Origin of the sequence: Pseudoalteromonas sp. 2CM37A (assembly GCF_023161885.1) — a bacterium.
Lineage (GTDB): Bacteria > Pseudomonadota > Gammaproteobacteria > Enterobacterales > Alteromonadaceae > Pseudoalteromonas > Pseudoalteromonas atlantica.
On record NZ_JALNTJ010000004.1, the window covers coordinates 66,206 to 90,399 of the forward strand.

The window sequence follows — 24,194 nt, forward strand, 5'->3', positions numbered from 1 at the left end:
ATAGGGTTAGATTTTAATTCCTTTTTAGTATAAGCCTAAAATAGAAAATAGGCTACGAGAAGAAAGTATTAGCTACTTTTTAGAGTTTAAAAAAAAGCCGTGATTAAAATCACGGCTTTAATATTTAATAACTAATTAAAACTTAGTAGTTAGACTTAATTGTAAGTATCTACCAGTTACATCATATGCTTCAGAAACTGTATTAATACCTGTACCACCGCTAGAAGAGCTTTGGTTAGCAACTGGTGGTTGCTTATCAAATAAGTTACGAACAGTTAATGTCACATTTGTACTATCAGAGAAGCTATAGCCCGCTGAAATATCGTGATAAACAACTGATGGGAATTCGTTATACTTCTCTAGAGGAGTAAAGTCTGTGTAGTTGAAGTTACCTCCATCAACACTATCCTTTGAACGATCCCAGTAACGCATACGCCACGAAAGGTTTAAATCTTCTAGGCCGTAGCTTAAGTTAAGATTAGCTCTGTTATCTGGTGTGAATACTTGACCGGCTTTTTCAACTGTTTCACCACTTATGATTCCTGTTTCATCATATTTTATCAGGTGATTCCAAATCAGATTTGCACCAAATTCACCATGCTCAGTATCAATCTTGTACGCTAATTCAATATCTACACCAGCAGTTTCAATATTATTTTCGTTACTTGTTCCTGAGTTAACTTCAACTAAAGCACCATTTTGGTCACGTAAAGAATTTCCACCACAAGTTGAATCAAAGTCAGCAGCACTTACATCAAAACAACGATTTAGTACTGTAGTACGACTTGTCGTTGAAATAGCATCTTCCACAGAGATATCATAGTAATCAACTGTTAAAGCAAACTCTTCAGTTGCTTGCCACACAACACCTAAGCTATATGTGTCTGCAGTTTCTTCTTGAACTTCTTCATTACCACCAATGAAACCACCAGTGCTTTGTGCTTCTGTTTGTGTTAATTCAAACGAGCCATTTGCAGCAACGCGAGCTGCAATCTCAGGAATTGATAAACAGTTCTGAGCTACATTACCTGTCGAAGAAGCCGTTACACCGCTACATGGATCAGTAACATTAGCAAAAGTTTCGCCTCTTCCACCAAATAAATCAGCAATGTTTGGTGTACGTATAGCTGTTGCTGCTGAAGCTCTAAATTTCAATGTATCAATTGGTGAATATTGAATACCCGCATTCCATGTTGTTTGACCACCAACAATTTCGTGATCTGAATAGCGAGCAGCTAAGTCAAGCTCAAGATTATCTAAAATAGGTAATATTGTTTCTACATAGTAATCGTTAGAGTAGTAACTACCATCAGTTGGTAGTGAGCGGTTAGTACTTGACGCACCAGTTTGGGCTAAATCACCAGGGTTAAAGAAACCACTTTCTAGGCGATGTTCAGCCCCCATAGCTACCCCAATTCGACCGCCTGCAAGTTCAACAGGTAACTCACCAACTAAAGAAGCTGAAACTATAAATTGCTCAGTTTGGCCAGCAATTTTGGCAGGTACTTTAACGTAATCAACAGCCTCTGCTGAAACAGAACCCTCACCAAATAAATTTAAAGGCACACAACCTTGTAAAACAGCTAGGTCATTTGCACATTGAAGTGAACCATCGTCGTTTTGCACTACATCAAAAGCTTGTGCTGCTCTTTCAATGTTAACTTGGCCACCACTGTCTTGACGTTGATCCGTTTTACCCCAAGATACATATGTATTTAATGACCAGTCATCATTGATCATCCAATCTATACCAGTCGCAATTCGAACAGTATCACGCTCTAAATCAGTAGAACGAGCACCGAACTCAACCATACGGCGAACTAGCTCAGGAATGTTATCATCTAGTCCATAACCGTCATTAAGAAGATTTTCACGAAGTAACTCCGGAACCATAGGATTACTTAGTTTTATCCCACCTTCTCCGCCACGCTCTGGTAAGAATACATCATTAGTAGAAAATGGTGTTGGCTCAATAGTCGAGTTATAAGTTTTTGATGAATTCCAGTTCATTTCAGCAAAAAATTCAACTTCATCATTAATTTCTTGCTTGATGTTAAGGGCAGCGTACTTTCTTTCAAGAGGCGTGACAAGCTGTCGATAATCCGCTCTGTTAAACGCATCACCACCTTCAAGCCCTGTATAAGGGGTGCCATCAGCATTATATGAGCCTACTCTACCTTGAGGAGTATACGAAGAGAATACCTTCCCTACATACTCGTTACCATTTTCATCAAGTAGTATCGCTTCATCAAACTCAGAAAATGCACGGTCAGAAGGTTTTAGACCTTTGTCATCATCATAACCAATAGCAACGGTTACGTTACCAGAATCCCAACTGTTACCGGCGGTCAAGTTTAGCGAGTACTTTTCGCGATCGCCTTCGCCTGATATACCAGTTTGAGCATTAACTTCCACACCCTCTACGTTGTCACGAGTGATAATATTTACTACACCGGCTACAGCATCTGTACCATATATAGCCGAAGAAGCACTTTTTAAGATTTCGATACGCTCAATCATTGAGGCAGGAATGGCATTTAAATCAACGGCATAACCACTTGAAGGCGAACGGCCAGATACAAAACGTCGGCCGTTGACCAATACTAAAGTGCGCGCTTCACCTAAGTTTCTCAGTGAAGTTGTGTTTAAACCTACGCCAGAAGTACTGAATGAAGAGTTAGATTGATCTGCACCAGCAATAGCAACAGGTGATTGGTTTAAAACGTCAGCTACGTTCAATGCACCCATTTGCTCTATATCAGTTCTACCGATGATAGTAACAGGTACTGGTGTCTCTACGTCTGTACGCTTAATACGTGAACCAGTTACTTGAATACGTTCTACTTTAGCAACACCCTCTTCTGCAGCAAATGAACTTGCTGAAAACGCAGCTGCAGATGCTGCACCAAAAGCAATTGCTAAGCGCACTGCCTTTGAAACTTTATTATTTAACATGTGATTCTCCCTGAATACTTCTAATAGTTTATTTTTATACACCTAGCTAATACTTAAAATTAACCAGCTCGCAAATATTAATATCATTTCAAGCACAAGGTCAACAAAGCGATAACCAAAAATACCTTTTATTTACAAAAGCTTGCGTTTTCATTCCGTTTACACGTACCTATTTTATCACTATTGCGAAATATACATTATTGCTGAATTCAGGCCTCTCGCATAGACTTAAAAAACACTACGGCAAACCAACAAAAACCAACGATAAAAACCAACCTTAGTTAACAATTAGTTTCACCTTGTTTGCATTAAGTGTATAAAATGTATTTAGAGTGAAATTTGTACTTTGAATAATTAATCTAATTAGAAAGGAAAAAAAAATGTATAAATGGCTATTACTACTTTGCCTTACCACTAGCGGTTTTGCTTTTGCAGGTGTTGAAGGCTTACATAAGGAGTTTGCTGATTTTAGTATCAATAATGATATTACCGTCTCTTACGACGATTTGGACCAACTTCTAAAATTGACCGTTTTAGATACTGGCCGTTCGGATAGAAAAAAAGCGTCTAAATCGCAAGCGTTGATTGGCACAAAAATGCGTTCGTCAAGAAAGAAAAATACAAAAAACGAAGCTAACAGGTTTTTCTTTGAAGAAGTTAGTAAGTCTGAAATAAGTGAAGGATTTAATAAAATACGTATAAGCCTAGAAAGCTTACCCAATGAGATAGCTTTAAATAACTTATCACTAAATGAACAGTTGGCTTATTGGCTAAACCTTTACAACACCGCAGTAGTTGAACAACTACTCAAACACTACCCTGTTAGAGACACTGAAAAGTTACTCTTTGGTAAAAATAGCATTTTAGAAGAAAAGTTTTTATATGTCTCAGGACATGCATTGTCTCTAAATGATATTCAAAAAATAGTTTTTAAAAAATTCACTAATAAGCCTATTGTTATGTATGGCTTTTACCAGGGTAATATTGGCAGTCCTAATTTAAGAGCCGAAGCATACTCCGGCAAAAAGGTATTTCATCAGCTTGAAGATAATGGTGACGAATTTGTTAATTCCAACAGAGGTTTATACATTGGGAAAAAAAATAAACTTTACGTCTCAAAATATTTCGAGCAAACAAAACCTTTATTTGAAAATTTCGAGAGTGATCTGCATTACCACCTAGAAAAATATGTAGATACAAGTATGCGATACGACGTAAAAAATGCTAAGTCGATAAGGTTTAAAATTGAAGATTGGAGCATTACAGATATATTTGGAACTGAGAGAGTTATCGGCGGCTCTTCAGCAACTAATAACGCAGCTATGCTTAATGCGGTAGTAAGTAACTCTACTTATCCAAAGGGCGCCGATGGAAGTGGCTCTGGTGTTGGAGCTGTAAACCTCAACTTTATTTCTGACTCAATCACCAATAAAACAATGGATTTTGGTCGGTTTTCTGCTGATCAAATTGAAAAATTAAAAGCATTAAAACTAAAAAATGAGCAGAATTCGGGTACAGTCAACATTAAAGACTTATCGACTGATAAAAGCGAAAATTAAAATTCAAATGTATTTTACATCCTGTTAATATAAAAATAAACAGGATGTAATTTATATGCAGAACTTTAAAGCTGCTCTTACTGCGTACAATACAAAAAACTTCCAAAAATCTCTTGATATAATTGATGAATTTAAACTTTCAAATCTAGACGCCCATTTACTAAAAGCAGCTAGCTTAACTGCTTTGAATAAAAATGATAAAGCCATTGAAATATATCAATGCGCACTAAAAAATAACCCTACAAGTACTTCATTACTAGAAAACTATACCGGACTACTTTGTAAGCTGGGCGATTTTATGAGTTGTTTAAATCTATTAAACACAATAGCAACAACCGTTTCAGTTAAGCTCTCCTTAAATAAACTAGAAGCATTAATAAAATTAAATCACTTACTTGAAGCTAAAAGATTAGTGAAATTAATAAGTACACCAACTAATTTAGGGTTTAGGTTTCTATGGTTGAAAATAGAGCTACATGAGGCGTTAGGTGAGTTAGATATAATTGAGAATATTATTAATACGCTTCCTGAAGCACAGCAGAATAACTTTTATATAAGCTATAAAAGAGCCTGTAATTTAAGGAGTATGGGACGCTTTAATGAGGCTTTAGGTTTACTACTAAATATAGAAAAAAAGGAAAGTACCAAACCAGAAATATTATTTTTAATAGGCTGTATTTATAAAGATTTAAATAATATCCAACAGTGTGAACGCTATTTAAATAAATGCTTAGCAATTGCGCCTTATTATGTTCCTGCACATGAAAGCCTTAATAAACTTTACTACTCAACGAAAAACAAAAAATTGTTTTTAAGTAGCTATAAATTAGTAAAGCAGAAGTACGAACCTCACCCTGTAATTGAACATTCTTTTATATCACAGCTTATTAAATCTGATAGCTATGAGTCTGCCTTAGATGTTTCAACTAATGCATTAAAACTATTTCCGAATGATCATGCAATAGTTCATGCGCATAGCGTGGTATTAGGAAAACTTAATGACCATGAAAAAGCTTTTAATTTATTGAATCAATTAGTTAAAAAAGTACCTCATGAAAGCAGGTACCGAATAGATTTAGCACACTACCTTATATTAAATGGAGACTACATAGAAGCAATTAGACAATTAGAAAGTGCTTTAAAATACGATTACTTTAATCAAGAAGTTTGGGCTTACTTAAGCACCGCGTGGCGCTTATCAGCTAACGATAAATATTATTGGCTGACGAATTACGATCAATACGTAAAAGTTTTTGAGCTTCAAAAACCAAAAGGGTATAGCACTAGCGGACAATTTTTAGAAAATTTAACTGACCTATTACTCAATTTACACGCACACAGTACACAATTGATTGATCAAAGTGTAAGAAGTGGTACCCAAACAGAGGGGCATCTCTTATTTAGAAGTAACAAGCTAATAAGCGACTTTAAGCATTCTATGAATAATTGCATAACAAGCTATTTAGCTAATCTGCCAAAAGACCAAAAACACCCTCTGTGTTCAAGAAATAATAATGCATTTAAAGTGAATGGAAGTTGGTCAGTCAAGTTAGGTAACAAAGGGTTTCATGCAAACCATATACACCCTGCTGGCTGGTTATCGGCACCAAGTTATATTTCTCTCCCCAAGGAATTAAATGAAAATGACACTAATAAAAGTGGCTGGTTAAAACTAGGGGAAACGTGTTTAAACCTTAAAGAAAGAGAAGATATAGCGCGAAGTATTTGCCCTAAAACAGGTCAAATGATTATATTTCCTAGCTATATATGGCACGGTACATATCCTTTAAAAAGTACACAGCCACGTTTAACTGTTCCATGCGATGTTATGCCTATACTTTAGATTAAAATCCAGTATTAGCTGATGGCTTTATACTTCCAGAAGAGTTTTCTGACTTGAGCTTAAATAGGGATATAAAGGTTTATTATACTGATTTAACCAGCACCTCGATTTAACAGTTGTAGATGGATGTCGGACAGAACGGCTTTAAAGTCAATGGAGTCTATAGGTACAAGAATAAGATCAACTAGAAATAAGCGTAAAGCATTATAAGCCACTCGCTTTTATTTTGAAGAGGTTATAGAAACAGGTCTTAAAAGTGGGTTTAAAAAATTCGTTTAAGTCTAGAAAATGTCCCAGTTCAAGGCTCTCTGAACGATCTCAGCCTAGATGAACAGCGCGCCTATTGGTTAAACTTATATAATATTGCCATGATTGAAAAGCTAATTCAGTGGACTTCCCATAGTGCTGTGCAATGTGCTGGTGCTGTTAATGGGAGCTATTTAGCAAGTTTTTTTCAGAGAACATAGAGTCTCAAACGCAATTTTGTTCGACTGTTCTAAGCAAGCTTTATAAGCCTCGAAGTTAATAGAGAAAAAGCAGAGCCTCGGTGGAGATGAAAGATTTGCCAACGCAGAATTAGATTATATCAGCTCTCTACTGAGAGCTGTAAATTGTAAATAAGTATTAAAGCGACAAGTCATAAAACGCTTCAAACTCCTTTTCAGATATATTTTGCTTAATGTACTCACTAAAGTTTTTATATCTACCAGATGAAGAAGTATAGAGGGGCCTTCTAACTTGCCACACACTCGCTGTACTTACAATATTTCTTTTCTCATGGAATGTGCTGTTTTCATCTTTATATTCAATACCTAAAAAATCAAACAACGGTATAAGAACTTTTTCAGGATTTGAAACTAATTCATCATAGTTTACCGTAAAAATATCATTGGTATATTTTTTTAACCAATGGCTTTTAACTTTTTGCTGCGCTGTATAGTAATGTAGTGTATCGCTAAGATTAGTAGCATAATTTAAGCTAGGCCCTAAATGTTGAAAATATGCCGACAAACTATTATCTCGAATATCACGCTCCGTCCATATAATCTTAGCGTTCGGATAAATACGTTTGATTTGGTCAATATAGAGATAGTTTTCAGGCCTTTTATCTGTAACGAATGCCCTCTTATTAGCTCTAAGCGCTAACTCACGGTTATAACCCTCTTTAAACTCTCTTGTACTGGCTGTATTTTCGAGCTCAATTGGATTAGCAATTAAGTTAAATAAATTTTTGTGAATATAGTCAATTTCGCCACCAGCACTAATATAATCAGATGCAGCAAGTATTTGCTCAATTAAAGTAGAACCAGAGCGGAACATGCCACAAATTATGATTGGTGTTAACTCACTATTTTCATTGCTAGTGACTGGCTTCCCCCTTCGTTCTAAAGTTAATTTGGTTAGTTTTTCAATCTCATATTTATTGTATTTCGGTATATATGAACGATTAACTGTATTTGCACTAAAATAATACTCCCAAGCTTTTTCATAATCAGCAATATCATTAAATACTTTACCAAGGGCATAATATAAATCAGCCACTATCGAATTATCTTTTTCTTGCTTAATAATTTTTAGGCTCACTTGCTCATATTCTAGCGCCAAAGCAGGGTTAAATGTAACTATGTCAGCAAGCCTAGCATGCGCTAAGCCATGCTTAGGGTTTATAACTAGCACTTGCTGGAATAGCTCTAAGCTTTTGCTTTTATTGCCCATTTGCTCATAGATATTAGCTAAATTAAAATAAGCATTTACATTGTTTTTTTGAATTTCTATTGCTTCTTCTAAGCAATATATTGCGCTTTCATGGTCATTTAACAAATCAGAATAAACTAACGCTATCTCTAATTTTACCAAATAAATATCGGGAAATTGATTTTCTTGCGCACTTAAAAGGTGCTGCTTAGCTAAAAATCCATTACCTAACTTTCTAGCTAAGCTGCCAAGCAAGAAATGAGCATGCGCGTGATTAGAGTTTTGGCTTATAAATGCTTTTAATTTACTGATTGCAGTATCAGAATCACCGCTCGACAAATACAATTGAACTAATGTATTGATGTAATCAAATTTGTTTGGAACAATCGAAACTAACCTTTCACTAATTAACTTAGCCTCATTAAGGTTTTTTTCACTCATTGAAACCTTGAATAATAGAATAAGGGCCTGCTCTGCCGTATTTTGATTAGCAGCTAATATATTAAGTGTTGCTTTTCCTTTATTGATTTGACCACTGTTTAGCTCCTTTAAAGCTTGCGATAAGCTAACTTGCGTCATTCTTAAATTTCTCCATAAAAAAGCGAGCCTAAGCTCGCTTTATTTATATCACAAATAATTAGAATTTAAATGATACAGTTGTATGGAAATAACGACCCAGCGTGTCGTAGTAACCAGCAATAGCGTTAGCATTTGTTGATAAACTACCGCCTAAAAGAGGTGGCTCTTTATCTAAAACGTTATTAACACCTACTAATAATGAAGTGTATTCATTAATAGTGAAGCTAGCTTTAAGGTCAAGGTAGCTTTGTGAGCTTATACCGCCTTGAGCAAGCGTATCATCACCGCTGTAATCGCTTACTTCACCGAAGTAGCGCCATTTAGCAGTTGCACGCCAGTAAGTATCCATGTCGTAGCTAAGAGTTAAAACATGTCGCCATTCAGGTTGAGCAAAACAGCTGTTATCAAGAGTACCTACACAGTCATATGCTTCACTTACACCTGGAATATTATCGTACTCTTTACTAAGCATGTAAGTACCAATTAGGTTAGCTTTTAACATGCCACCGGCTACTTCAAAGTCATAGTTTGCACTTAAATCGACACCTTCCCAATGTAATTTACCAAGGTTAACGTTAGTTGCTACAACTTGGCCATCACCAATCCATAAGCTACCGCTACCAGATGTTCTTTGTACGTTATCACAGAAAACAGCATCACCAGTAAGTGCACAGTTAGTTACAATCTCTTCAGGATTGATAGCACCAATCGCATCTTCAAGTTCAATATCCCAGTAATCAATTGAGAAGTTGAACCCTTCAAATGGGTTAGCAACAATACCAAACGTTATTGTATCTGCAATTTCAGGGTCTAAGTCAGGGTTACCACCGAAGAAACCATTGTACTGAGATGCTGGGCTCGCAGAAACATTACCGTACTGAGATGCAGAAACACCTGTATTAGCACACTGTGCAGCAGATAATGAAGGAGTATCAGTAGCACAAGGATCTGTACCGCCCCATAAGCCTGTGCTTTGGTTAGCAAATAATTCACCATTATTTGCGGCACGAACTGCACGGTTATAGCTTGTACGGATTTTCCAATCGTCCGTAACATTCCAATCAAGCGCTAGTTTATAAGTAGGCTCAGCACCAGAAGTACTGTAATCAGACCAGCGGTAACCTAAATCAACAGCAATGCTCTTAGCAAAAGGTGCATCTTCAAGAATAGGTAAGCTAACTTCTGTGTAGAACTCAGTTAGATCGTATTCACCATTCAAGCTTTTAGTAGTACCACCTTGGCCTAGTAATAAACCTTGTGCGTATACTTCATCAGCTGTACGGCTAAATGTTTCTTCACGGTACTCTGTACCAAATACTGCTGCAATTGGGTAATCTGAACTAGGAAGGCCAAAGTCAAATTCACCAGTTACATAACCACCAACAATAAATTGCTCTGTTACACCGTTAAGAATAGCTGTACCTGTTAAAGAACCGGCCGCTTCTGATGTAATACCTTCAAACTCAAATACTTCATAAGGTATACAACCATCGCTAGTTGCACAATCTTCACCATTTGCAGATAGAGCTGTGGCTATACGTGGACCAAAGAAGTCATTAATGTAAGCTGAAGAAGAAGACGTTGAACCATATTGAACAAATGCATCATATGACCACATATCGTTGATCTCGCCTTCTGTACCAAGTACTAAGCGGAACGAGTTATGTTCTAATTGGTCTGCACGAGCACCACCTTCAACGTTACGTTTACCGATGTATGTAGCAAATTGATCACCCGACGTTAAACCAAAGCGGTCAGTTAAGTCTTGACGCTGTTGGTCAGTTAAAAGTGGGCTGTCGAAGTCAATATTATAGTTTTCATTAAAGAACGTACCTGATTCAGCGATTTGTGCTGTAGTACGGTCACGCATGAACATAGCTTCTACGTATGGGTGAAAGTTATCATTAATTTCATAATCAGCAAATAAACCAAACGTATGGCGTTCATCAGGACGCATAAAGTGGTTTATTGGAGCATAGTTATATAAGTTACCTACTGAATCTTCAAAACCACCAGTACCGTCAAGCGTCCAGTAGTCGTAATCAGACCAATCAAAAGCACCATCAGCAGTTGGTGAAGATACATAGAAATTTGGAACAACAGCATTACCTGAACCACCACATGACGTACCAGCCGCATTTAGAGCACATGATGAGTAATCACGAGCGCCTTGGCGAAGTTCGTTTTGCTTATTATAAGTAATGTAGCCTACAGCGTGACCCTTACCACCGTCGAAAGAACCACCTAAAGTAGCACTAAAATCAAAAGATGAACCATCAAGGCCAGAGCTACCCGTTGGGTAATCAAAATCTTTGTCATCCATTAGGCCTTGGATGTAGTCGTTGTCGTTATCATGTTGGTAAGCCGTAGCACCTACATCAACAGCAAAACCTTCAAATTTGTCGTCCATTACGAAGTTAACAACACCGGCTACTGCATCAGCACCGTAAGTAGATGAACCACCACCAGTTAATACTTCTACGCGCTGTATTAGAGAGGCTGGAATTTGGTTAACATCAGCCGATTGAGTGTAAATACCACCTGCTTGTGCGCGACGGCCATTGATTAAAACTAGAGTACGTTGCGATCCCATACCACGTAAGTCTAATGTTGCTGTACCTGTAGCGCCATTAGATTGGAAAGCAGTAGAAGAAGCCTCTAGTTGAGGTAAGCTGTTTAACATGTCTTCAACACGTGTAAAGCCTGAAACTGCAATTTCTTCTGCTGTTGTAATTTGTACTGGGCTAGCTGTTTCCATATCAGTACGCTTGATACGTGAACCAGTAACTTCGATTCGTTCAACTTTTTCAGCTGACTCTTCTTCTGCGGCAAATGAACTTGCAGAGAAAGCAGCAGTAGACGCTGCACCAAAAGCAAGGGCTAGGCGCACTGCTTTTGTAACTTGATTATTTAACATTTGATTCTCCCTGGGTCACCACTTGTTAGAAGCGACTTATTATTTAATTATTTATTATTGTTACAGCATGTTAACCATAACTGATACAAATACTAAACAAAAACAATTTAAAAGCCAACTAATGTTAATGTTTTTTTAAAATTAAATTCCAAATGTAAACAAAGTAGGTACAAAACAGGCTTTTAAAGTAAATGTTATAACATAAAATAGATATTCAGGCTTTCTGGACAGGAATTTGGTACAATTAAATTAGAGGCAACTGACTAGGAAGCAATCTTGATACTTCAATATTACAAATAAACGAAACCATCCCGATAAGCGGTATAATCTGTTTATCTAAATACATTTGATAGTCGTAGCTATGCAGCCCTTGATACAGCTCAACACCGTGGGTTGTGTAAACAAATGTAACAAATTCACCTCTTTTTAGCGTAAATTCACTATTTTGTTTCTGAAACTTTTTTACTGCTTGCACATGTGGAGGGATATTTTTTTGATAGTCGGTTAAGTTTTGGCCTAAACGTTTTTTAAAAACCAGCAAATGATCAAATTCGCCGCGTAAAAGTTTACTAATGTAATCGTTTACAAGGTCATTTATTTGCTCTGGTTGCTCAAAAAGGAGGGTAAATAAATCAAATTGAAACTGTTGGGCCAGTTTAGTCCAGTCACTTCTTACGGTTTCTAAGCCTTTAAAAACCAATTTTGATTCATCCGGCTTTATTAACTGCCCCACATAGCGTTTTTTAGACCCCACGCTTTTACCTCTTATAGTGGGTAAAAAGAATGGGCTGTAAAGCGATTCAAACTCTATTTCTAAATGGCTAGTTAAATTATGTTTAGCGTGTATGTTTTGCTGCCACAACGTGTTTATGTGTTTAGCTAGCTGTTTACCTATTTTATTACACGCCTCAACACTTAAATCATCCGTTAGTTTTACAAAGGTCGAATCGGTATCTCCGTAAATAACACTATAACCTTGCTCTTCAATCCACTTTTTAGTTTGCTGCATTATCTCATGGCCACGCAAAGTTATAGAGCTTGAGAGTCGAGGGTCATAAAAGCGACAGCCTTGTGAGCCTAATACACCATATAAACTGTTCATTATTATTTTAATCGCTTGAGATAGCATTAAATCGTGATTATCTTTTGCTCTTTGGCGCTGTAGCGCTAGGCTTTTTATAAGCGCTGGTAAATGGTGCTGCTCTCTTGAAAATAATGCGTTATTAAAACCTTCAATACTATTTTCAGGGTTTTCAATCCCTTCTATTAGTCCAAGCGGGTCTATATAAAAGGTTTGCATAATACTGGGGTACAGGCTTTTAAAATCAAGCACGATGACATTTTTATACAGCCCCGGTACCGACTCCATAACATAACCACCTGGGCTTTCAAACGTCAGCCCATGGTCGCCCATATTAGGTGCTACATAACCGCTGCGATGTAATAAAGGCAAATACATGTTTACAAAAGCCGCCACTGAGCCGCCGCGTTTTTCCAGCTCAAGGCCTGTTAATTGTGTGCGAATAACAGCAAAATCGAGAAGTTTTAGCTTATCGAAGATTTTATTAACGAGTATGCAGTCTTGGCGATTGTAGTTAGCAAGCGCGATTTTATCTTCATTAAATTGACGAATAATTTCTTGTAAGCTGTTACTAGATTCAATTAATTTAGACTCGCCCAAAATTTCTTTAGCTACATTAGCAAGTGAAAAATTTTCAAAACTATAAGTGGCATTTTTTAGAGTATCAATGCCATCAATTACACAGCGCCCGGGAATAGAAACCCGTGTAAAATGGCCTTTTCGAACATATAAAGGAAGGTTTCCTCTTCCTAGTAATAGTTTTACTCCAAGTGCCACAGAGCGCTCATATATAACTGCAAAATCAAACTCAATAACATTCCACCCAATAATAATATCTGGGTCGCAATGCTTAATAAGTGTTACAAGTTGCTGTAATAGTGCAACCTCGTCTGCGCACCATATAATAGTATAACCAATCACTGGGTCGTGATGCTCAGGCTCTCCAATCATTATTACGGAATCTAAACCACAGCCTACCAAGCCAATAGAAAACAACACCCCACTTTCATTGCACTCTATATCAAGTGACAACTTAGAAAGCACAGGCGTATATTCGGCATTGGTTTTTAATTTAGCATCTAAAATTTCAGTGTAATGTGCATGATCCACTCGTTTACCCGTGATCCACGCTCCGCCTTTAATAAAGCGCTCCATTAAATAGCGCTCAATGGGCCTTATATCATCTTCATAAAGTGTAACACCGCGACTTTTTAACGCTTTGCTCGCGCTATAAAAGTGTTTGAGTGAGTAAAAGTAACAGCCACACATATCTTGCTGCTGAAAGTTTTTTAATTTAAGCGGTTTTATTTCATGAAGAATAGACTCAGCAGCTAAAATAGCATTTACTGTATTTGCATCCGTATTTTTTATAAAAAAAAGAACAGGTTGCGTTGAAGAAACGCTTTTAACCGGACCATGTTTAGTACTTAACCAAATTTCATATTGCACACCTTGTGCGGTATCATTAGCCTTAGCTGATAGTAAAAAACCTGATGTTAAATACAAAATGGAACCTTTATGAGCTTTTACAGTAAGCTTTTAAAATGTAAGTTTAATCAATAAAAAATGAGTAAAAATGATAAACGAGCCGATTCTAAAAGAAGCATTAGCTTTGATCAGTACAAAAAAATATAAACTAGCCATCTCTGAGTTAGTTAAAATAACATCTCAATATCCAGAGATAGAGCAAGCTTGGTTCCACTTATCAAAATGCTATAAAGAAATTGGTGAATTAAAAAAACAAACCGCAGCCTATGACCAATTTGAAATGATAGCATGGTTTAACGAGCAATTATCTTGCGCTAAGAAGGATTTGTTACTCGGAGACTTTCATAATACTCAGCTAAAAATCCAGAAATTGTTAAAATTAGTACCAAACGAAAAACGATGCCTTTTGTTGCTTAGTAAAGCAGCGTTTAAAGCAGCTGACATGCATACTTTCCTTAACGTTTCTCAATACAATTACCATTGTAACCCGAGCTCACCTGCTGTTGTTAACTGTTATTTTGAAGCACTTTTTCACACTAAACATTTTAATGAATTCATAGAATTAGCTAATAAAAAAGACAACAAAACACTCCCCAACCATATTATCAGTTTATTAGCTGCATGCCATGTAAAACAAATGAATTTTGATTTAGCATTTAATTTATACGCTGATTTAGAAAGGAAGAGTTTTCACCCCTCTACTTGCCTATTAAGAATGGGCAATATAAAAAAAATTATTGGCGAGCCAACCACTGCGGTGCAGTTATATAAAAAGGCTCTCGAAAAAGATAAAACGAATACTGAGGCATACTGGAATCTAGCAAATCTTAAAACCTATAAATTCAGTGAAAGCGAAATAAAAAATTTACAAGCCTCGATTTGTAACTTAACAAACCAAAATAAAAAAGCACTGGGTCAATTTGCTTTGGGAAAAGCCCACGAGCAGCAAAACAACTTTTACACTGCTTATAAGCACTATGCTGCAGGCAATAAAATAAAAAATAACCACATCAAATATACTCAAAGTGAATTTGACTATCGCTGTATTAAGTTTTTGACTAAAGACTTAATAAACAGTTTGCCCAGAGTAAAACCTTCTTCTATACAATTAGTCTTTGTCGTGGGCATGCCCAGAAGTGGCTCAACTTTAGTAGAGCAAATTCTTGCTAGCCACTCTAAAGTTGATACCAGCTATGAATTAACAGAAATAATATCTATAGCGAGCTTTTTAGAGCAACAAAACAAGTCACAAGTTCCATATGGCCTAGATAGCCTTTCACAGCAAAAGCTTTCCAAACTATCAGCCCGTTACCTAAAATTTATTGAGCCTTTGAGAACTAATAAGCCGATTTTTGTTGATAAGCTACCTGCTAACTATCAGCATATTGGGTTAATTATGTCTTTATTTCCTAACGCTAAAATAATCGACGTTAGACGCGATAATAGAGCAACAGCTTGGAGTCTTTATAAACATATATTTTCAGAAGGGCATGCATATACATATAGTTTTGAAAATTTAGCGACGTATATAAAGAAATATTACCAACTTATGGATCATTGGAAGCAGTTATATCCAAACCATATTTTAACGCTTGAATATGAACAGGTTGTCGAAGGTTTTGATTCTGCACTTAAAAAAATCACTGAATTTTGCGCTATAGAAATAGAACAAAGTTGTTATTCTTTTCATGCTACTAAACGCCCTGTCTTAACTCCGAGCTCAGAACAAGTAAGGCAGCCTATTTATACCTCCGCATTAAAGGAGTGGGAAAATTACAGGCCTTATCTAGAGCCGCTGATGAAATTACTAAATTAATTTCATCCTTGCTTGTAGTTACACGGTTATAACTCTAAAATCCATACACTGTAATTATATACATATTTTAGGTTTATCTCCCCATGCTTTCTGACCAACTAAAAAAAACAATTAGGCAAGTACACCAGCATGTGGCTAGTAACCTTACTGATTACCGCCCACGCAGTAGCCAAAACTACCTTGTTGCCGAAATAGCAAAAACACTGGCTGGCGAATACCATAAAAAGCAGCGAATATGTGTTATTGAGGCTGGCACAGGAACTGGTAAATCGCTTGCTTATTGTTTAGGCGCGTTACCGCTTGCCATTGCTCAAAAAAAGAAGCTGGTTATTTCTACTGCAACCGTGGCCCTTCAAGAGCAATTAATAGCAAAAGAGCTGCCTTTTTTTAAAAAACACTCTGGGCTCGACTTTAAGTTTGACCTAGTAAAAGGTAGGCAACGCTATATATGTGCCCATAAATTACATAACGCTGTTAATGGCGATAGCCAAACGCAAATGGAGTTTATGCCCACACTTACCTCGCCGCTAAGTGATATGGAAACTAAATGCTTAAAAGGCCTTTACGATGCCTATGTAAATAAAAAATGGCTAGGCGACAGAGATAGTTGGGCCGACACCATACCCGATAGAGTGTGGAACTTAATCGCATGCGATAAACACGCTTGCCAACGCCAAATGAAAGCCCATCAAACCTGCCCGTTTCAGCTTGCCCGTAATCAGCTTATGCAAATGGATGTGCTTGTTATTAACCACTCACTACTACTGGCAGATTTGGATTTAGGGGGCGGTAAAATTTTACCCGAACCCGATAACACCATTTATGTAATAGATGAAGCGCACCACCTTGCGCATATTACCCGCGACTTTTCATCGGCAGCGGCCACTATTAAAGGCACCATTGATTGGCTCGATAAGCTCACCAAATTTAGTGGCAAAATGTCTAAGGTATTAGTGGGTCAAAAAGCCATTGGGCAAAACTTTAAGCTATGCGATAGCATTAACGATGCGAATAAAGACTTAAAAGTGGTGCGTGATATTCTTGATAACGCCGACTTTGAATACTCAAAAGACGATACATACCGTTTTGAGCATGGCGAAATACCAAAATCATTGCACAACAAAGCTAAAGATATAAGTGACGCCACACTAGATGCACTGCGTTGTTTAAATAAAATGCACGATACCCTCACTCAAGATGTAAGCGATGGCGATATAAAACCCTACGTTGCCGACCCTGTTTTGGCCGAAAGCGGACACTATATAAACCGCTTAGAGCAATTAAATAAGCTGTGGTATAGCTATGCAAATAAAGGCGAAGGCACACCTCATGCAAGGTGGATCAAGCGTTTAGAATATAAAAACCATCACGATCACCTATTAAGTGATTGCCCTATCGAAGTTGGCTACTACTTAAAAGACAAGCTATGGAATGAATGCGCAGGGGCGGTACTATGCTCGGCGACTTTAAGTGCTCTCGGTTCGTTTGACCACTTTGCCTATGAAAGCGGATTAGCAAAAGAAGAAGGCGTTAAGTTTATTAAAGTGCCCTCTCCGTTTGATTACCCTAAACAAGCAACCTTGCGTATCCCGGTAAGTAAAATTGAGCCAACCGACAAAGCATTTAGTGACCATATAGCGCAAACTTTGCCTGAGTACTTAAATACAAAAAAAGCTAATTTGGTATTGTTTGCCTCGTACTGGCAAATGGACCATGTGGCTAAGTTTCTTAGAACAAAAGGTTTTAACTTATTAGTACAAGGCGAAATGTCGCGCGAGGCATTATTAAAAAAACACACCCAAAATATTGATAGCGGTAAAGGTAGTATTTTATTTGGTACGCAAAGCCTCTCAGAAGGGCTTGATTTACCTGGTAAATATTTAGAAAACTTAATAATTACAAAAATACCGTTTGCAGTACCTACATCACCAATAGAAGAAGCCCAAGCCGAATTTGTACAAAGTAAAGGCGGTAATCCATTTTTGTCTATAACGGTGCCCGATGCAGCAAAGAAATTGGTACAAAGCTGTGGTAGACTGCTGCGAAAAGAGAGCGATGAAGGCCGTATAACCATTCTCGATAGACGCTTAATTACCAAGCGCTACGGCAAAGCCATGCTCGACACCTTACCACCTTTTAAAAGACAAATAGATTATTAATGTTTGAACTTGCTTTAGATCCCACAACACTGGCAGTTTTATGTGCCGCGGCCCTTGCTGCTGGCTTTATTGATGCAATTGCCGGCGGCGGTGGCTTATTAACAGTCCCTGCACTACTCACCGCTGGCTTGCCACCGCATGTAACGCTTGGCACCAACAAGCTTGCGGCAAGCTTTGGCTCATTAACGGCCAGCTACACGTATTATAAAAAAAATCTATTTAGTCCTAAATTTTGGGCAAATTCCATTTTTGCTACAGCCATAGGCGCTGTGATTGGTACGTTAATAGTCGATCACTTAAGTATTGAATTTTTAAATAAGCTTTTGCCTATCATTATTATTATGGTGGCCTGTTATAGCTTGTTTGGTAGTTTAAGCACCACACAGGGCGATGATTTACCAAAAGTAACACCAATACTTAAACTAAAGCAGTGGTTACAGGGCTTAGCGTTAGGTTTTTTTGATGGCGTAGCAGGCCCAGGCGCCGGTACTTTTTGGACAGCATCTAATAGTTTATTTTATAAAATGAGCTTACTGCTTAACTGTGGTTTAGCCCGTTCAATGAACTTTGTATCTAACTTTATATCGCTTATTACCTTTGTGGCACTTGGTCATGTAAACTTTTTATTAGGCCTTATCATGGGCTTTTTTATTATGTTAGGTGCTTGGATTGGTGCTCACTCAGCCATTCGCTTTGGCGGTAAGTTTATTCGCCCTGTTTTTAACACTATGGTTATACTGCTAGCATTAAAACTGATTTACGAGGCTTATTTGTAAATGAAAACCCACGCGTTAGATAAATTACGCCAACAAGTTGCTACGCTTAAACAACAAGCTGAGCAATTTGATAGCGCAAAGTTGTTTTCTAAAAACCGCTATATGCAGGCGCAGCCAAGTTTATTTGACCGCGGCGTATTTAGTACTAAAAGCATGAACTTAACTGACTACGTAACAGAAATTGAAGACGAAATTACCAGCTTACCACCCAGTGATCATCGCCATGCTTATGCTTATGCACTCGAGCGCATAGGTAATCAAGTACAAGCTGTATTTAGTGTTATTAAATCGACCCCCATCTGGGCAAAAGAAAACAAAAGCCAGTACAAACCTAGACCCAAAAATACGGTTTATAAGCAAGCCGTAAAAAAAATAATGCAATCGTCGCACGAGCTATACGACGAGCTTAAACAAAACCACGAGTTTGAACGACGCTTAGTGTTAATGATTGAAGAGCGTAAACTACAAATGGAAAAAGCCAGCCCAGCGCAAGCACAAAAACTTAATATGGAAATTTTAACCACGCATGCGCGTTTAGGCCGCTGCCGTAAAGCTATTTCGGCCACCGAAGATAAAATTCAACAAGTCGAAAAACAACAATTACGCTAATGCAGCTTTTTTACCACCCGCTTTACAGTGCTTTAACGCTTCCTGAGCGCCACCGTTTTCCTATTCAAAAATACCAAATGCTAAAAGCAGAAATAGAACGCTTAGGCTTTGGGACTACACAGTTTAATACACCAACCAAAGCAACGCCCGAGCAGCTTGCACTGTGCCATAGCCAAGGCTACATAAATGATTTTTTAAACGCCACGCTCAGTAATAAAGCAATTAAAAAAATGGGTTTCCCGTATTCATGCGAATTAGTAGAGCGTACGCTACTTTCAGTCGGGGCCAGTATTCAAGGCAGCGAATACGCACTAAAATATGGTTTTTGCGCTAATTTAAGTGGTGGCTATCATCATGCATATAGCGATTACGGCAGTGGCTTTTGTATTTTTAACGACTTGGCTGTGGCTGGCGCGCATTTAATCAATACAAACCAAGCCGATACCGTATTAATATTTGATTGTGATGTACACCAAGGCGATGGCACGGCACAAATTACGCAACATAATAACGCTATAATTACTTGCTCTATCCATTGCGAGCAAAATTTTCCGCGCCTAAAGCAACACTCCGATTACGACTTCGCCCTACCTGCCAACACATCAGATACCGAGTACTTAACAACGCTAAAACAAGCCCTCGAATTTTGCGTGCGTATTCATAAACCCGATATTATTTTATATAACGCAGGGGCTGATATTTACGAAAAAGACGAGCTAGGGTTATTTAACGTATCGCTTGAAGGGGTTTATGCGCGCGATCATTTTATTGTTAACTACTGCAAAGCCCATAACATCCCACTTATGTGCGCTTTAGGTGGCGGTTATCAGCGTAATTTAAATGCGTTAATTAATGTTCATAAACAACTATTTAAAGCTGTTATCGATTTATTTTAGTGCTTAGTATACACTCAAATAAACGGACTCTATAAAAGGCGCTAGCACGATGCGACTGCACGACGACATACATAACTTTTACGAAAAAATTGTAGTTGAAGAAATCATTAAACGTAAACTAGATAAAGTTTACAGTGAAGATGTAATGGCCGATTTTTGTTGCACGGTACTTAATCAATTGCCGCCACGTTATATTAGATACGATGTAGATATGGCCTTTTATTTACCACAAAGTGAACGTATTCACATGGAAGAGCGCGTACAAACCGCTATAGACGTTGCTATTAGCCAAATTTCAAAAAAGAAAGATTTAGATGACCAGCCCACTTGATAACGCCCCTACACATGTAAAACTGGCAGTAGATTTAATTATGCTTTTGGAGCAGCACGAGGTTGCTCCAGAGGATGTATTAAAAGCGCTCGAAATTGTAAAAAGTGACTTTGAACAAAAACAAGCCACCGCTTAGCATTACTCTTTTGTTTGCACTTCGTATTTAGTCACAGTGCCATCGTGTTTGTTACAATCAATTTTAATCTCGCCAAACGTGCGTCTTGGGGTTGTTGAGCGACGGCACGTCATTTTTTGTGCTTTACTACCATATTGGCTTATGTACAACGCAACGGTTTCGTCTATTTTAAGCTGTTGCGCCGAAGTGGCTGCGTTATAAAAGGTATTATATTGCGCCTGCCAACTTTCAACTCCAGCCTCTTTTGCAACGCCTAGCCACCCCATACCCATGTTAGTGGATTGTGTTAAGTACTGCCCTTTTAAAAACATAAACGACAATGTGTATTGCGCGCTTTTATAGCCAAGTGCTGCAGGGTCTTTTAGGTACATAAAAGCTTGTTTATAATCACCTTTTTTATACGCTTTTATGCCATTGTACTCATGTTTTTTCATGGTTATGTCATCATATAAATTAATAGGCGTAGACCCACAGCCACTTAATAAACCCACTCCCATTATTGCTGTGATCAGTAAATATCGGCTCATTACTATTCCTTTTTTATTATTTTTATATGCGAGTACCGAATCTGGCTTACAGTTAATGCAAAGCCTGTTACTCTGTAAATTAATTTGTATAATTAAAATACTATCATGAGCTTAGCAAGTTTACTTCGGTTATTTTTTCTGGCTGCAATTTGGGGCGCGTCATTTTTATTTATGCGAATGGCAGCAAACAGCTTAGGCCCAGCGGTGTTAATAGAGTTTAGAGTTGGCTTTGCCGCACTCACCCTCTTTATTGTGGCGCTGTACTTAAAACGCCGCTTGGCGTTTACTAAGCACACAAAGCACTTTTTTATAATTGGCGCACTTAACTCCGCCCTACCCTTTTTACTGTTTGCTTATGCCGCGCAAACGATTAGCGCCTCTACTTTATCTATTTTAAATTCTACAACGCCCATATGGGGCGCGGTGGTGGGTATAATTTGGAGCAAAACCAAACCGACTAAAAGCATGGTGTTAGGTTTGCTGTTGGGTTTAATAGGCGTGGCAATTTTAGTTGGGCAAAATCATTTTGTATTAAATAGTCAGTCACTTATTGCGATTGCAGCAGCGCTAAGCGCCTCACTGTGTTATGCCATTGCATCCCATTATACAAAAAATGCCCCTAAGCTTGCCCCGTTCGATAACGCACACGGCTCTATGTGGGCAGCCAGTTTTATAGTACTGCCCCTTATACTTTTTATGCCAATACGCGAAGTACCTAGTACCAACGTTATGCTCGGCGTATTAGCACTTGGCGTGGTGTGTACCGCACTTGCTTATATTTTATTTTTTAAACTTATTGACGATATAGGCCCAACCTCAGCTTTAACGGTCACGTTTTTAATTCCGCTATTTGGCATTTTTTGGGGGCATTTAATTTTAGATGAGCAAATAGGGCCAAATACGTTACTCGGCGCATTATTTGTAATTGTGGGCACTATGCTGGTTACTGGTTTTTTACCACGAAAAAAGCACTTAGCTAAAGCAAGCTAAGTGCCTAAAATTTTATATAGCATTAAAGTTTAAACAAATTGTGGGTCTTTTGGCGCGTCGTGGCGGCGCGTTATATAAAGCACACAGTCAGTTTGGCTATTATTGCTATAGGCTCTTACGTGCTCAATAGGCACTGAAAAAGTATCACCTTGGTTAAGCGTTAATACTTCATCACCTAGGTCTATTGTTACGCTTCCTTGATGAACAAATATAACCTCTTCTTCAAAGCGAATATGAGGCGCAACCTGTGCATCAGGTTGTAACTTTAACGCAGAAATATTAAAGCCATGAGGCCAATTTAGTTGTGTTTGAATACATGTTTTGGCGTTTAAATTACCGACTAATGGCGCTTCATATACGCCATCAAACTGGCTAAGGTACGAGCGTTTATTCCAATTAAAGTTGCTGGCTTTAACCACTGTTTGTGCCAGCTCTTCATCGGTTATTACTCTGTGCTGCGCTATTTGCTCTTGGCTGGTCACGGCCATTGGCTTTACGCCATCGGGAATGGTTTCATTTAACGTGGTATCTACTAAGCTGCCATTTTCTAGCAAAATTAGTCCGTATTCTTTTGCCATGTCGAATACTTGCGGAGCCCAAAGTACTCTACCGGGGTTATCACTTCCAAGTACCGCATATAAATAGCCTACGCCGTCGCCAACATTTTCAAACCCTCTAAATATATCCATCGGGATCGAAATAATATCGCCTTCATTTAAAATTACCTTGGCATCTTTACCGTCAACACCAGTGTAAAAAGCCCACGTACCACTGTGTACTACAAAAATTTCTTCAGTTAAATGGCTATGCTGCGAATTTAAACACCCTGCAGGTTGGCGCGCACCACCAATATTAAACCCATGAGGAATAGAAATATGTACATGTTGATTTGGGTTTTCGGCAACGCCTGGGCCAATAATTGTAAAGTTTTCTTTTTGATCGCTCCCCGGCGAGCGTGTATCAATAAAGGCATTTTTACACGCAATTAAATCATCGTATCGTACTAACCTATCTGAAAATACACTCATTACTCTCTCCTAAATTGGTTACTGTGCGGTCCAACCGCCATCAATTTTAATACTTGTTCCGGTGATCATTGCTGAAAGGCCGCTTAGTAAAAACACACAAGCATTGGCAATATCATCGGTTTGGGCAATTTTTTTCAGTGGGATCATGTCGTAAACAAACTGCTTAAACGTCGCATCTTCTAGCATGGGTTTGGTCATTGGGGTTTCTACAAAGGTGGGGGCTACGGTGTTCACACGCACATTTTTATCGGCAAGTTCAACCGCCATTGCTTTGCTCAATCCCTCTACCGCATGTTTGCTCATGCAATACAAAGTACGTTTAGGTGAACCAACAAACCCCATTTGCGACGACATATTAACCACCGCCCCAGCGCCAGAATTTATTAGCGCTGGCAGTGCCGCTTGGCTAATTTTGTAAACGCTGCGAATATTCATCGCAATTACGTCATCAATATTTTCATCTGTTTGCTCAAGCATTGGCGCAACCCGATTTATACCAGCGTTATTTAACAGCCCATCAAGTGTTTTTAGCGCCTTTAAACGCTCAAAAAAAGCATCGCTATTTATATCTAGTGGCCAAATTTCTATTTGCTCAGGCGCGTATTGCTGCAGTGTTAGTAAATCACTAAGGGTACGTGCTACTGCAATAACCTGGGCCCCTGCATCTACGCATTTTTCTACGCATGCTTTACCAATACCTTTGCCTGCACCTGTCACTAAAATGGTTTTACCCACTAAAAGCGTTTTATCAAATCCCATTTGTTCACCTAAATTCTATATTGCATTCGAAGTCATTATTAATTAGAGTG

17 protein-coding genes are annotated in these 24,194 nt (G+C 38.1%); 10 read left to right on the forward strand and 7 right to left on the reverse strand.

From position 1 onward, the window contains the following. Nucleotides 1-135: 135 nt before the first annotated feature. Nucleotides 136-2,928 carry a TonB-dependent receptor gene (locus tag MTF68_RS10420; RefSeq protein WP_248462437.1) on the reverse strand — a complete coding sequence of 931 codons (2,793 nt, stop codon included), beginning with the start codon at nt 2,926-2,928 and terminating at the stop codon, nt 136-138. Nucleotides 2,929-3,335: 407 nt separating this feature from the next. Between MTF68_RS10420 and MTF68_RS10425 the strand changes: the two genes are divergently transcribed. Together MTF68_RS10425 and MTF68_RS10430 are read left to right on the forward strand one after the other, a co-directional pair. Beyond that, nucleotides 3,336-4,514 carry a DUF547 domain-containing protein gene (locus MTF68_RS10425; protein WP_248462438.1) on the forward strand — a complete coding sequence of 393 codons (1,179 nt, stop codon included), beginning with the start codon at nt 3,336-3,338 and terminating at the stop codon, nt 4,512-4,514. A 55-nt stretch (nt 4,515-4,569) separates the two neighbouring features. After that, a complete protein-coding gene (locus tag MTF68_RS10430) occupies nt 4,570-6,357 on the forward strand; it encodes a putative 2OG-Fe(II) oxygenase (protein ID WP_248462439.1) in 1,788 nt (595 codons plus the stop codon). Nucleotides 6,358-6,981: 624 nt separating this feature from the next. Here the strand turns inward: MTF68_RS10430 and MTF68_RS10435 are convergent. The 3 genes from MTF68_RS10435 to MTF68_RS10445 all read right to left on the reverse strand — a co-directional run bounded on the left by MTF68_RS10435 (nt 6,982) and on the right by MTF68_RS10445 (nt 14,135). Next, nucleotides 6,982-8,631, reverse strand: coding sequence for a tetratricopeptide repeat-containing sulfotransferase family protein (locus MTF68_RS10435; protein ID WP_248462440.1), 1,650 nt, complete (start codon nt 8,629-8,631; stop codon nt 6,982-6,984). 58 nt (nt 8,632-8,689) lie between these two features. After that, entirely contained in the window at nt 8,690-11,548 is a 2,859-nt protein-coding gene (locus MTF68_RS10440; protein ID WP_248462442.1) for a TonB-dependent receptor, read from the reverse strand. A gap of 244 nt (nt 11,549-11,792) precedes the next feature. After that, nucleotides 11,793-14,135, reverse strand: coding sequence for a DNA polymerase II (locus tag MTF68_RS10445; protein WP_248462444.1), 2,343 nt, complete (start codon nt 14,133-14,135; stop codon nt 11,793-11,795). Between the two features lie 70 nt (nt 14,136-14,205). On the opposite strand from MTF68_RS10445, the gene MTF68_RS10450 reads away from it, so the two are divergent. The 7 genes from MTF68_RS10450 (at nt 14,206) to rsmS (ending at nt 20,840) form a co-directional block, all read left to right on the forward strand. Next, the gene (locus MTF68_RS10450; RefSeq protein ID WP_248462445.1) at nt 14,206-15,933 is read left to right on the forward strand and encodes a sulfotransferase; all 1,728 of its coding nucleotides are present in this window, start codon (nt 14,206-14,208) and stop codon (nt 15,931-15,933) included. An 83-nt stretch (nt 15,934-16,016) separates the two neighbouring features. Further along, on the forward strand, nt 16,017-18,092 hold the full coding sequence (gene dinG, locus MTF68_RS10455) for an ATP-dependent DNA helicase DinG (protein ID WP_248462446.1): 2,076 nt from the start codon (nt 16,017-16,019) through the stop codon (nt 18,090-18,092). Next, nucleotides 18,092-18,868: a TSUP family transporter gene (locus tag MTF68_RS10460; RefSeq protein WP_024033710.1), complete on the forward strand. Its 777-nt coding sequence runs from the start codon at nt 18,092-18,094 to the stop codon at nt 18,866-18,868. Before dinG ends, MTF68_RS10460 begins: the two co-directional genes overlap by 1 nt. Further along, the gene (locus MTF68_RS10465; protein WP_248462447.1) at nt 18,869-19,477 is read left to right on the forward strand and encodes a primosomal replication protein; all 609 of its coding nucleotides are present in this window, start codon (nt 18,869-18,871) and stop codon (nt 19,475-19,477) included. Next, entirely contained in the window at nt 19,477-20,373 is an 897-nt protein-coding gene (locus MTF68_RS10470) for a histone deacetylase (RefSeq protein WP_248462448.1), read from the forward strand. The genes MTF68_RS10465 and MTF68_RS10470 overlap by 1 nt, the downstream gene beginning before the upstream one ends. A gap of 49 nt (nt 20,374-20,422) precedes the next feature. Next, entirely contained in the window at nt 20,423-20,704 is a 282-nt protein-coding gene (locus MTF68_RS10475) for a late competence development ComFB family protein (RefSeq protein ID WP_004585951.1), read from the forward strand. Further along, complete coding sequence (rsmS, locus tag MTF68_RS10480) at nt 20,688-20,840, forward strand: pleiotropic regulatory protein RsmS (protein WP_024033713.1); 153 nt, start codon at nt 20,688-20,690, stop codon at nt 20,838-20,840. The genes MTF68_RS10475 and rsmS overlap by 17 nt, the downstream gene beginning before the upstream one ends. 2 nt (nt 20,841-20,842) lie before the next feature. On the opposite strand, the gene MTF68_RS10485 is transcribed toward rsmS, so the two are convergent. After that, nucleotides 20,843-21,367: a hypothetical protein gene (locus MTF68_RS10485; RefSeq protein WP_024033714.1), complete on the reverse strand. Its 525-nt coding sequence runs from the start codon at nt 21,365-21,367 to the stop codon at nt 20,843-20,845. A gap of 105 nt (nt 21,368-21,472) precedes the next feature. Here MTF68_RS10485 and MTF68_RS10490 point away from each other — a divergent pair, with 105 nt between their 5' ends. Next, the gene (locus MTF68_RS10490; RefSeq protein WP_248462449.1) at nt 21,473-22,357 is read left to right on the forward strand and encodes a DMT family transporter; all 885 of its coding nucleotides are present in this window, start codon (nt 21,473-21,475) and stop codon (nt 22,355-22,357) included. 29 nt (nt 22,358-22,386) lie between these two features. Here MTF68_RS10490 and MTF68_RS10495 read toward each other — a convergent pair whose 3' ends face one another. Further along, entirely contained in the window at nt 22,387-23,385 is a 999-nt protein-coding gene (locus MTF68_RS10495) for a cupin domain-containing protein (protein ID WP_248462450.1), read from the reverse strand. 18 nt (nt 23,386-23,403) lie between these two features. After that, entirely contained in the window at nt 23,404-24,144 is a 741-nt protein-coding gene (locus MTF68_RS10500; RefSeq protein WP_248462451.1) for an SDR family oxidoreductase, read from the reverse strand. Between the last annotated feature and the right edge of the window lie 50 nt (nt 24,145-24,194).